The 10,534-nt window shown below is 63.6% G+C and carries 10 protein-coding genes; 4 read left to right on the top strand and 6 right to left on the bottom strand.

The window, feature by feature from the left end; genetic code table 11:
- The coding region (locus ABSG20_RS20060; protein ID WP_423866254.1) for an outer membrane beta-barrel protein at positions 1 to 1,722 on the bottom strand (1,722 nt) is incomplete at its 3' end.
- A 204-nt stretch (positions 1,723 to 1,926) separates the two neighbouring features.
- Here ABSG20_RS20060 and ABSG20_RS20055 point away from each other — a divergent pair.
- Positions 1,927 to 2,946: a KpsF/GutQ family sugar-phosphate isomerase gene (locus tag ABSG20_RS20055; RefSeq protein ID WP_423866253.1), complete on the top strand. Its 1,020-nt coding sequence runs from the start codon at positions 1,927 to 1,929 to the stop codon at positions 2,944 to 2,946.
- Positions 2,947 to 3,121: 175 nt separating this feature from the next.
- Here the strand turns inward: ABSG20_RS20055 and ABSG20_RS20050 are convergent, their stop codons facing one another.
- On the bottom strand, positions 3,122 to 3,667 hold the full coding sequence (locus ABSG20_RS20050; protein WP_423866252.1) for a carboxymuconolactone decarboxylase family protein: 546 nt from the start codon (positions 3,665 to 3,667) through the stop codon (positions 3,122 to 3,124).
- Between the two features lie 72 nt (positions 3,668 to 3,739).
- Between ABSG20_RS20050 and ABSG20_RS20045 the strand changes: the two genes are divergently transcribed.
- Complete coding sequence (locus tag ABSG20_RS20045) at positions 3,740 to 4,075, top strand: winged helix-turn-helix transcriptional regulator (RefSeq protein ID WP_423866251.1); 336 nt, start codon at positions 3,740 to 3,742, stop codon at positions 4,073 to 4,075.
- A 159-nt stretch (positions 4,076 to 4,234) separates the two neighbouring features.
- On the opposite strand, the gene hemH is transcribed toward ABSG20_RS20045, so the two are convergent.
- Positions 4,235 to 5,272 (bottom strand): ferrochelatase, encoded by a 1,038-nt coding sequence (hemH, locus tag ABSG20_RS20040; RefSeq protein ID WP_423866250.1) that lies wholly within the window; start codon positions 5,270 to 5,272, stop codon positions 4,235 to 4,237.
- Positions 5,273 to 5,362: 90 nt separating this feature from the next.
- Between hemH and ABSG20_RS20035 the strand changes: the two genes are divergently transcribed.
- The gene (locus ABSG20_RS20035) at positions 5,363 to 5,761 is read left to right on the top strand and encodes an MAPEG family protein (RefSeq protein ID WP_423866249.1); all 399 of its coding nucleotides are present in this window, start codon (positions 5,363 to 5,365) and stop codon (positions 5,759 to 5,761) included.
- 6 nt (positions 5,762 to 5,767) lie between these two features.
- Here the strand turns inward: ABSG20_RS20035 and ABSG20_RS20030 are convergent, their stop codons facing one another.
- From ABSG20_RS20030 to ABSG20_RS20020, 3 genes are read right to left on the bottom strand one after another with little or no spacing between them, the layout of a single operon-like run.
- On the bottom strand, positions 5,768 to 6,781 hold the full coding sequence (locus ABSG20_RS20030) for a nickel/cobalt transporter (RefSeq protein ID WP_423866255.1): 1,014 nt from the start codon (positions 6,779 to 6,781) through the stop codon (positions 5,768 to 5,770).
- Positions 6,782 to 6,816: 35 nt separating this feature from the next.
- Positions 6,817 to 7,452 (bottom strand): DUF1007 family protein, encoded by a 636-nt coding sequence (locus ABSG20_RS20025; RefSeq protein ID WP_423866248.1) that lies wholly within the window; start codon positions 7,450 to 7,452, stop codon positions 6,817 to 6,819.
- Between the two features lie 13 nt (positions 7,453 to 7,465).
- The gene (locus ABSG20_RS20020) at positions 7,466 to 9,556 is read right to left on the bottom strand and encodes a M3 family metallopeptidase (protein WP_423866247.1); all 2,091 of its coding nucleotides are present in this window, start codon (positions 9,554 to 9,556) and stop codon (positions 7,466 to 7,468) included.
- Positions 9,557 to 9,688: 132 nt separating this feature from the next.
- On the opposite strand from ABSG20_RS20020, the gene ABSG20_RS20015 reads away from it, so the two are divergent.
- On the top strand, positions 9,689 to 9,949 hold the full coding sequence (locus ABSG20_RS20015) for a hypothetical protein (RefSeq protein ID WP_423866246.1): 261 nt from the start codon (positions 9,689 to 9,691) through the stop codon (positions 9,947 to 9,949).
- The last annotated feature ends 585 nt before the right edge of the window (positions 9,950 to 10,534 follow it).

The following is a 10,534-nucleotide window of genomic DNA, read 5'->3' as shown; positions in this document are numbered from 1 at the left end:
TCGCACCCCGAGCATGACGACGGTGGAATTGGTGCTGTTGCCGGCGATATTGGAGTCGAGCCAGTCGCGGCGCAGCGTGCCCTTGAGCCACATATTGCGCGTCATCTTGTAGATCAGATCACCCGAAACCGAGTAAGTCTTGTCGTGCCTGCCATCGCCCTGATAGTCGAGCGTGCCGTAAGTGAATTTTCCGATTCCCGTGAGCCAGCGGCGGAAATCGTGATCGATTTCGACGGTGTAGATATGGGTCAGCACGCCGGAGACGCCGGGCAACGTGGTCTCGTCGATCGAGGTATCGGAATAGAATTTTGCCGTGGTCAGCGGCGTGGCGCTCCAGGTCAGCGAGGCCGAGGTGAGCAGGCCCTGCAGCCGATCCAGCCTGGTATCGACATAATCGCGCAATGCGTAGCCGACCGAGATGTCGCCGGTCAAGAGCCGCGAAAATTCGAAGGAGCTGCCGGCCTTGGCGTAGCCGCCGCTCGAATCGCGCGCATAGCCAAACCGGTCGAGCTGCAAATCGTGCACGCGGCTGTCGCCCTCGACCTCCGCGAACGGTTCTAGCCCCGGCAGCACGGCGTAGCTGAGGCGGCCGACGCCGCCGGTCTGGGTGAAGTTGCGGTCGTCGTTGGTGGCAGTGGTGCCGTCGGTGAGGGTGGAGTCCTGATAGACGGTGCGATCGACGGTACCGCCGGCGGCGATATTCAGCCGGTTGAAATTCTGGTCGAACCCGAAGGTGCCGCCGACCGTCGTATAGATCGGGTATCTGGCGAGGCCGGCCTGGATGTTCGGGCTGCCGGGATTGTCGGTTGAAACCCTCAAGCGCAGTTCCGAGGTCAGGCGGGTGTCTTCGGTGACATCGAGGCGGCCGTCGATATGACCGGTGAAATCCGGCCGGTCGACATTGGTCGGCGCCGTCGAGATGGCGCCGTCGATTGTCGGCGGAAAGGTAGTGCCATAGCCCATGAACGATCCCCTGAGGTCGGCGACAACAGCGTGGCGCTCCCAGTCGGAGACGGCCAAAACTTCCGGCGCCACCACGTAGAACGGCGAGCCCCGGGGAATGAAGGTGCGACCGGGATTGGTGTCGTAGCCGCCCGAGATTTCGACCGCGGATTTGACCAGAAATCCACCGCCGTGATCGCCGACCTCGCCGAACGGATCGTCATCGACCTTGAGGCGCTTGCGCGGCGGCTGGCCGTCGACGGTGCCGGCCATCGCGGGCGGGATCGGCGGCTTGTTCGCAGTCGCGGACGGCGGTAGCGCGATCGGCGGCGTCGCCGTCGAGGCGGCGGCTGGCATCAGCGTCAGCGGCACCGGGCTGCCTGGACCCGGTGGTGGTTTCGGCCTCGGCTGCCCCGGCAGGAATTTTGTCTTTTTGCGCGACCGATTGAGCGAATCGAAGCCGGTGTCCGACGCGCCGCTGGCGGCGGCCTGGTCGTAGGTCGGGATATGGAAAATCCGCGATGGCGCGGGCGTGTCCGGATCACCCTGCCTCGCAGCGTTGGCCTGATCCCCGGTCGTGTCCGCGATGCTGTCGCTGGTGCCGCGCAGCAGCGGTTGCTGCGGCAAAGCAAGCCCGTTGCGTAGCGGGGGAAACAGGCCGGGGGTGAGGGTTTGGGCGCGCGCCACGGGTTGCGCGAATGCAATCAACACAAGGCATGCCAAAACCGCGCCAAGGCTCGTTGCGCGGCTGCGGCGGCCCTTGGCTGGACCCGGCTTCACGATAACAATACTCCAGCAGATTCAATTACTTGACGAACGGCACGGCGCCCGCGCGAGCGCGGAGCGGAAAACGTCGTTAATGGAGTTAAAACAAGTATGGTTAATGGGCAGTTGAAGGCCGCCGCTGTCGCGTCGCCTCGCCAAACCGGCCGTGCTAAGGACAGCCGGGCGAAAGCGATGGCCCGCCACCTCTGGGAATCATTCATGCCAAACCCGAAACCGCTGATGCCAACATCATCCGGACCCGATCAGGCGAACTCAGCCGTGCAGTCGGCCTTGCGCACGCTCGATGCCGAGGGCAGCGGCATCAGCGCCATTGTCGCGGCGCTAGAGGGCTCGCTCGGATCGGCATTCGCGGCCGTGGTCGACCTGATCCTGGTTGCAAAAGGTCGTGTCATCGTCACCGGGCTCGGCAAATCAGGCCATGTCGCGCGCAAGATCGCCGCCACACTGGCCTCCACCGGCACTCCCGCCTTCTTCGTGCACGCGGCCGAGGCCGGCCACGGCGATCTCGGCATGATCACGACGGATGACGTCATCATCGCGCTGTCGTGGTCGGGTGAGCAGCCCGAAATGAAAAACCTGGTCAATTATTCCAGCCGCTTTGCGATTCCGATGATCGCGGTGACGTCCAATGCCGGCTCCTCGCTCGGCGCCGCCGCGCGCATCGTGCTGGAGCTGCCCAGGGCGCGCGAAGCCTGTCCGCACAATCTGGCGCCGACCACCTCTTCGCTGATGCAGGCGGCGATCGGCGACGCGCTCGCCATCGCGCTGCTCGAAGGCCGCGGCTTCACGGCGCTTGAGTTCGCCAATTTCCATCCCGGCGGCAAGCTCGGGGCGATGCTGAAATTCGTCCGCGACATCATGCACACCGGCGACGCCATCCCGGTAAAGCCACTCGGCGCCAGAATGTCGGACGCGCTGGTGGAGATGTCGTCGAAGGGATTCGGCTGCGTCTGCATCGTCGACACCGGCGGCGAGATCGCCGGCATCATCACCGACGGCGATCTGCGCCGTCACATGCGGCCTGATTTGATGACGGCTCTGGTCGACGAGGTGATGACCAGGAATCCGAGGACGATTCCTCCAAGCATGCTTGCCACCGAAATGCTGGATACGCTGAATTCGTCCAAACCCGCGGTGACCGTCCTGATCGTCGCCGAGGCCAAAAAGCCGGTCGGCATCGTCCACGTCCACGACGTGCTGAGGGCAGGCGTGGCGTAGGCTGGCGGCCGCCATTCACAAAATGACTGTCGTCCGGGGCGCGAGTCAAACGAGCGAGCCGGAACCCACTACCACGATCCGGGGTTATCGATTCCGAGCCTGCGCCTCAAGCCGGCGATAGCCGACCCAAGGCACCTCCTCAGATGCGCAATTGCGCATCGGGGAATGACGGCGGTCAAGCCGCCACCGGAAACCGCGCCGCGTTTTCCTCCAGCGGCAGATCGAGCCCGTTCGCCAGATAGGACACGGTGCGGTAGAAGCCGCAGAGCAGAACGATTTCGAAGATTTTCGCCTCGTTGTAGTGCGCCGACAACGCCTTGAATTCCGCCTCGCTGAGCGTGGCGCGGGCGTGCAAAGCGTCGACCACCGTGATCAGGGCCTGCTCGCTTTCGGACCAGCACGGTGCATCCGCGCCATCGAGTGCCGTGGCGCGGATCTGCGCCTCGGTCAGGCCCGCCGCATCGGCAAATATTTTGACGTGCACGCCCCATTCATACTCACAATTCGCGAGCGCACAGGTGCGGTCGATGACGACCTCACGTTCACGCAGCGACAAGGGGCCGCCGTCCAACAGGCTGCCGGCGCGGAATTTCTCCCAGGCCCGCGCATTGCCGGCGATGACAACAAACAGCCGCAGCGGCGGCGCCCCGTGCATGATGCGGTCGAATTGCCGCTGGATTTCCGGTGCATAAGGCGGCTCAAGCCCTGGAATACGGGACATCGCTGGCTCCTGTGCTACAATAAACGTAGCGGTACGCTACACTATTTGTAGCAATGCGCAAGGGAAACTCCGATGCCGAAACGGGCCTCAGTCATGAAGAAACGCGTGCGCGGCTCGACCTCGGGCCGGCCGATCATGGTGCTGCTCGACCTGTTGGGCCGGCGCTGGACATTGCGGATCCTATGGGAGCTGCGCGAACAGCCGCTGACGTCACGCGCCTTGCGCACGGCCTGCGACGACGCCTCGCCCACCGTGCTGCAGACCCGGCTGTCGGAGCTGCGGCGGGTGAAGCTGGTCGAACTTGAGCCTGCGAGCGGCTATTGCCTCACCGCCTTGGGCCGGGAATTACTGGAAACCTTCCTACCGCTGCACCGCTTTGCCGAACGGTGGAGCAACCAAAGGGATTAGAGCGTCCTCCGGTCGGATTGCATCGCGATCAGGTTCGGCGGCATCATGGTACGAAACGTCACGCCTTCGCCCCGCGGCCCAGCGCGGCAAACCCTGACTTGGTCGCCAGTCGTGGATGTAAGGTTCGAAGCGCGTGATAGCGAGATCTCGGGAAAACGATTATATCCAGCCCTGCAGCTCGCGCAGCACCAGTTGGCGGATCACGTCCATGCCGGGCTCGCTGTCGTTAAGGCAGGGAACTGCGGCAAACTGCTCGCCGCCATTGTGCCTGAAGATCTCGGCGTTTTCCTGCGCGATTTCTTCCAGCGTCTCCAGGCAATCGGCGGAAAATCCGGGCATCACCACCGCGATGCGCCGCACCCCGTCTTTGGCCAGCCGCGCGATGGTCTGGTCGGTGTATGGCTGCAGCCACTGGTCGAAGCCGAAACGCGACTGGAACGTCAGCATCAATTTCCAGGGCTCAAGCCCCATGCGCTGGCGCAGCGCCCTTGTGGTGGCGATGCATTGGCGCTGGTAGGGGTCGCCCTTGGCGATATACTTCTGCGGCATGCCGTGAAAGGAAGCCAAGATCAGTTCGGGCTGAAACGGCAAGCTCGCCAGATGGGTCTTGATGGAGACGGCGAGCGCCTCGATATAATCAGGATCGTCGTAGTAGGGCGGCGTCACGCGCAGGGTCGGCTGCGCGCGCATGGCGCTGAACACCCGAAAAACCTCGTCGCACACGGTCGCGGACGTCGCGGCGGAATATTGCGGATAGAGCGGCACCACCAGCAGCCGATCGCAGCCCTGCGCGGACAGTGCCTCGATCCGCGATGTTATCGACGGGTTGCCGTAGCGCATCGCCCAATCGACCAGGACATGGTCATGGTCTGATATGGCGGCGGCGAGCTTGTCGGACTGAGCGCGGGTGATGGTCTTGAGCGGCGATTCGTTGTTGGCGGCGTTCCAGATCTTCTGGTAGTCGCGCGCCTTGCGGGCCGGACGGGTACGCAGGATGATGCCGTTCAGCACCAGTTTCCACAATAGTCCCTGATCTTCGATCACCCTGGGATCGGAAAGGAATTCCTTGAGATAGACGCGCACGCCCCTGGCATCGGCGCTGTCGGGGGTGCCCAGATTGACCAGCAGCACGCCGACGCGCTGAGGTCTCACCTCGGCATCAGCCTTTGCTTTCTCGATGGGAAACACTGCTGTCATCAGGGCTGTGGCTTCGCGCGTTGCACAATCCTTGTCAAGATAATGGCGCTTTCGGTACTGTCACTTGTTGCTTGCCGCGTGGGGGGAGCCATGACAGTCGCCGAATGGTGCGTTTTCGGAACGCTGATGGTGTATCTCTTGACGATCGTGCCGGTCAAATGGATCGGCTTTCGCAGCTTCAACAACGCCAAACCGCGCGACCCCAGCTTTTACGCCGACCCGATCCGGGCGCGCGCGCTGGGGGCGCACCAGAACGGCATCGAGAGCTTCCCGTTCTTCGCTGTCGCCGTGCTGCTGGCGGAATTTCACGCCGCGCCACAGAGCCGCATCAACGAACTGGCGTTGCTGTTTCTGATCGTGCGGATCGCCTATGTCTTCACCTATCTGGGTGACCGCCCGAGGCTGAGGTCGATCCTGTGGAATATCGGCTTTACGATCAATATCGGAATTTTCTTCCTGCCGCTGATCCGGAACTACCTTCCCGGCTGAACGGGCTCAAAAGCAGGTCACGCGCTCGGCGGTGATGTAGCCGAACAAAAGACCCGCGCCGAACAATAGCACCAGCCCCGCCGCGCCGAATTCCACGCCGCGCATGAAGAGCGCGCCGCCGCCTTCGCCGGCGCCACCGAGGCGCCGCGCCAGCCCTTTCGCGGACACCGCCAGGACGGCGATGGCCGCCACCGTGATCGCGGTGCCGAGCCCCATCACGAAGGTTGCGGCAATGCCCGCCCAGAACAGCCCCTGTGCCAGCGCGAACACCAGAACCAGGATCGCCCCCGAACAGGGCCGGATACCGACAGCGAAAATCGCAGCCATGCCCCGCCGCCAGCCGCCGGGACCGGCAAGTTCGCTCGGCGCCGGGCCGTGGAAATGGCCGCAATGCGCGTCATGGACATGGTCGTCGTCATGATGATGGTCACGATGGTGAGGGTCGTGGCCGTGATGATGCACGGCCTCGGCGATCGCCGGCGCCGGCCGCGCCTGCAGCGCGCGCATGAATCCGCCGCCCTTGGTCCAGACCAGCCGGGCGCCGAACGCCGTGATCAGGCCATAGCTTGCGATCTCGATCGCCTTCTCAGCCCCGCACATGGTTTTGGCGGTGGCATTGAGCAGCCAGGCACAGACACTGACAATGACCACCGCGACCAGCGACTGCATCATGGCGGACGTAAACGACAAGGCGACGCCGCGCCGCGCGGTCTCCTGGTTGGCCACCAGATAGGACGAGATCACCGCCTTGCCGTGGCCGGGGCCGGCGGCGTGGAAAATGCCGTAGGCAAAGGAGATCAAAAGCAGCGTCCAGACCGCCGACCCCTGGGACTTCGCGGCACGAATGGTCGCGGACATTTCGCGATAAAATTCCGATTGCTTTGCCAAGAGCCAACCGACGATGCCACCGAGCTGCGGCTCGGCGCCTCCTGGGCGCGGCCCGCCGAACGGCGTCTGCGCCATCAGGGCGTGAACCATGCTGTCGAGGATCAGGACGCTCACCAGGGCGGCGCCGATCATAAGGCCGCGCGCGAGGCTGCAACGGGAGTCCGGCCTCACGGGCAATCCACCATGATCTTGTTGGCGAACATCGCGCCATAGTTCGAATTATCGCCGCTGAGGAAATTCTGCTCGCCGAGCTTCTGGGCATTGGCGGTGCCGTCATTGGGCCGCTGGAATTTCATCTGGCAGGTGACGGGAGCGCCGACCAGCCTGACCGGGTCCTTCTCGGCGAACTTGAAGTCGATGAAAAACTCCGGATCGAACACTTCCACCACAAGCTCTCTGGATCTCACCGGGGTTTTCAGCGGCAGCGTGAAGTGCAGCGTCAGCACCGCATCCTTGTATTCCAGATAATAGTCGACCGGCTCCTCAAATTTCTGCTTCTTGCCGTCGGCCTTGGCGAATGTGAAAAAGCCGAACTCCTTAAGCGACTCGGCATTGGTCTGCGCCAGCGAGCTGAGTTCCTCGCGGCTATAGACGCCCTTGGTCTTGCTCTCGATGCCCTGCAGCGCGTAGCTCGAATACATGTCGTCGAAGGTCCAGGCGTGGCGCACGCCTGATACCGATCCGTCGGGGGCATAGATCAACTCGCTGGTGGCGGTGATCCAGACGTGCGGATGTGCCAGCGCCGGGGTCGCGCCAAACGCCAGCGCGCCGGCCAGCAGCCGCCACACCAGCAACCGGCGCATTGCGACCCTCACCTCAGGCGGCCTCGGGCGTTTCGAGAAGGCCGCGGCGGCGCAGCAGCGCGTCGGGTTCCGGCGCGCGGCCCCGGAAGGCGATATAGGCATCTTCGGGATCGCGCGAACCGCCCGAGGAATAGATATCGTCGTGCAGGCGCTTGGCTGTCGCGGGATCGAAAATGTTGCCGGCCTCCTCGAAGGCGCCGAACGCGTCGGCATCCATCACCTCGGACCACATGTAGCTGTAATAGCCCGCCGCGTAGTGATCGCCGGAGAAAATATGCCCGAATTGCTGCGGCCGGTGCCGCAGCGCGATTTCGGCGGGCATGCCGATTTTTTCCAGCTCCCGGCGCTCGAATGCCCTGATGTCGCGGCTCGCCGCGGCGCCCTGGGTGTGGAATTCCAGATCGAGCAGCGCCGAGGAGACGAACTCGACCGTGGCAAAGCCCTGGTTGAATTTGCGCGCCGCCAGGAAGCGCTGCAACAGATCGTCCGGCAGCGGTTCGCCGGTCTGGTAGTGTCGGGCAAACTGCCGCAGCACCTGCGGCTGCTCCTGCCAGTGTTCGTACAGCTGCGAGGGCAATTCGACGAAATCGGTGAACACGGATGTGCCGGACAGCGAGGGATAGGTCACCTCCGACAGCATGCCATGCAGGCCGTGGCCGAATTCGTGGAACAGCGTCCGCGCCTCGTCCGGCGACAACAGCGATGGCTGGCCAAGGGCGCCCTTGGCGAAATTGCAGACATTGATGATCAAGGGCGCGATGTCACCATCGAGCTTCTGCTGCTCGCGCAGCGAGGTCATCCAGGCACCGGAGCGCTTCGAGGGCCGGGCGAAGTAGTCGCCATAGAACAGCGCCCGGTGGCGGCCGGCGCTGTCTTTGACCTCAAAGACCCGGACGTCCGGATGCCACACCGCAATGTCCGTGCGTTCGGAAAAGCTGATCCCGAACAGGCGGGTGGCGCAGTCGAAGGCGGCCTCGATCATGTGGTCGAGCGAAAGATAGGGCTTGATCGCGGCGTCGTCGAAATTGGCGCGGCGCTGCCGCAGCTTTTCGGCGTAGTAGCGCCAGTCCCACGGCGCCAGCGCGAAATTGCCGCCCTCTTCCGCCACCAGCGCCTGCAGGTCATCGCGATCGGCCAGCGCCCGGGCACGCGCGGGCTTCCAGACCCGCTCCAACAGGCCGCGCACGGCTTGCGGTGTTTTTGCCATCGAGTCCTCCAGCCGATAGGCGGCGAAGGTCGGATAGCCCAAAAGCCTGGCGCTCTCCTCGCGCAAGCTCAGGATCTCGACGATGGTGGCGTTATTGTCGTTGGCGTTGCCGTTGTCGCCGCGCGCAATAAAGGCCTTGAACACCTTTTCGCGCAATTCGCGTCGGCTCGAGCTCTTCAGGAACGGCTCGACCGAGGACCGCGACAGCGTCACGATCGCCTTGCCGGCCATGCCGCGCTCGCTGGCCGCGGCCCTCGCCGAGGCGACAAAACTGTCCGAAAGGCCGTCGCCATCGGCCTCGCCGAGTTCCATGAACCAGTCCTGCTCATCCCCGAGCAGATGATGGCTGAAGGCGGTGCCGAGGTGGGCCAGGCGCTCGTTGATCTCGGCCATCCGCGCTTTCGCCGCCTTGTCGAGGCCTGCGCCGGCGCGATGGAAGCGGACATAGGTGCGCTCCAACAGCCGCAGCTCTTCCGATGTCAGCCCGAGCTGGGTGCGCTGGTCGCGCAGCAGCGCGATGCGGCCGAACAGCACCGCGTTCATCATGATCGGGTTCCAGTGCCGCGCCATCCGCAACGACACCTCCTTGTCGATCTCCAGCAGCACCGGATTGGAATGCGCCGACACCAGGTCGTAGAACACGGCGGAAACCCTGGACAAGAGCTTGCCCGCACGTTCCAGCGCGGTGATGGTGTTGGCAAAGTCCGGCGCCGCCGGATCGCGCTCGATGGCGGCGATCTCGGCTGCGTGATCGGCGAAGGCCTGCTCGAAGGCGGGCAGGAAATGTTCCGGTGCGATCTCGGCGAAGGGCGGCGTCTCGAATGGTGTCTGCCAGGCCTTCAATAGCGGGTTTACCTGGGCTGGCGCCGCGGCCGCCGTTTGCAGGGTTTCTGACATGAGGATTTTCCGATTTCGTTGCCAATTGCGTTACCCAGGCTATATCACGCGATCCGGCTTTTTTGGGCCTTTTGCGCTTGATAGCGGCGGCCTTTTCAGAGAGATTGCGGCCCGAAACAGGATATCAGCTCGATGAGTTCAGAACCCTCGGCACCGGCTTCCCGCCAGATCATCTGGCCCAGCGTCGTCACCGTCATCAGCGCCGCGATCCTGATCGGCGCCGAAGTGTTCGGCGCGGCATTCGCCGGCGGCTGGGCGCTGGCGATCCTGCTAGGCCTCGACGACACCGGCGCGCACATCCTGCAGGCCGTGCTGTTCGCGCTCGGCGTCTTCGTGATGGCGGCGTTCATCCGCGCCGCACAGCGCGTCGAGCCGTTTACGCGCCGCGCCTAGTTTTCAAAGAAAGCCGCACGCCACCTGCATTAATGCGCTGTCAGTAGCCGCGCGCGGCCGCGCAATTCGCGCATGAACGTTCAAACCGCGACGCGGATCGTTGACACCTCGTTAAGCAAACTTAACGTTCGTTCATCCTCGAGCGATGCTTGCGGCGCTGAGTGATGCTCCGCAAGCACGTGTTAGGCAAATTTCTCCGCAGCCTAAAAAAAATCTTGCGAAGCCGATTCAAAACGCCTATTTCAACTCTTGCCCAATTTCGCACGTGCCTGTGGTCGTGTGTCAGTCGGTAGGTATCCGGACAAGAGGCCGGACAGCCGCCAAGGGACGAAGAACCGAGGGTCGCCCAAGTCGCATCTGACTTGGGAGGCCAGCATCTCTCTCAAGAGATGCCGTTGAAGGTCTCTTCGCTCCTTGCAACCGTGACTGGCAGCCGGAGGCGAACCGGCGCACCTCGTTCTCAACGGGGGACGCGACTTAAAGCAACGACGGATCGGGCTTTTTTGGTCTCTGCCGGCTTTCCACCAGCCGGCGCGAATACCGAAGAGGCTTGTCCTTCATTGCCAGGTGTGCGGGCGGGATCCT

The organism is Bradyrhizobium sp. (genome assembly GCF_049512235.1).
GTDB lineage: Bacteria > Pseudomonadota > Alphaproteobacteria > Rhizobiales > Xanthobacteraceae > Bradyrhizobium.
Note: the sequence above shows the minus strand (reverse complement) of the source record. Positions and strands in the feature narration are given on the sequence as shown.

What these genes read in the sequence shown, in the direction of transcription:
- ABSG20_RS20055 (WP_423866253.1), top strand. Translation starts at nt 1,927, where the DNA reads ATGCCAAACCCGAAACCGCTGATGCCAACATCATCCGGACCCGATCAG.
- ABSG20_RS20050 (WP_423866252.1), bottom strand. Translation starts at nt 3,667, where the DNA reads ATGTCCCGTATTCCAGGGCTTGAGCCGCCTTATGCACCGGAAATCCAG.
- ABSG20_RS20045 (WP_423866251.1), top strand. Translation starts at nt 3,740, where the DNA reads ATGCCGAAACGGGCCTCAGTCATGAAGAAACGCGTGCGCGGCTCGACC.
- hemH (WP_423866250.1), bottom strand. Translation starts at nt 5,272, where the DNA reads ATGACAGCAGTGTTTCCCATCGAGAAAGCAAAGGCTGATGCCGAGGTG.
- ABSG20_RS20035 (WP_423866249.1), top strand. Translation starts at nt 5,363, where the DNA reads ATGACAGTCGCCGAATGGTGCGTTTTCGGAACGCTGATGGTGTATCTC.
- ABSG20_RS20030 (WP_423866255.1), bottom strand. Translation starts at nt 6,781, where the DNA reads ATGATCGGCGCCGCCCTGGTGAGCGTCCTGATCCTCGACAGCATGGTT.
- ABSG20_RS20025 (WP_423866248.1), bottom strand. Translation starts at nt 7,452, where the DNA reads ATGCGCCGGTTGCTGGTGTGGCGGCTGCTGGCCGGCGCGCTGGCGTTT.
- ABSG20_RS20020 (WP_423866247.1), bottom strand. Translation starts at nt 9,556, where the DNA reads ATGTCAGAAACCCTGCAAACGGCGGCCGCGGCGCCAGCCCAGGTAAAC.
- ABSG20_RS20015 (WP_423866246.1), top strand. Translation starts at nt 9,689, where the DNA reads ATGAGTTCAGAACCCTCGGCACCGGCTTCCCGCCAGATCATCTGGCCC.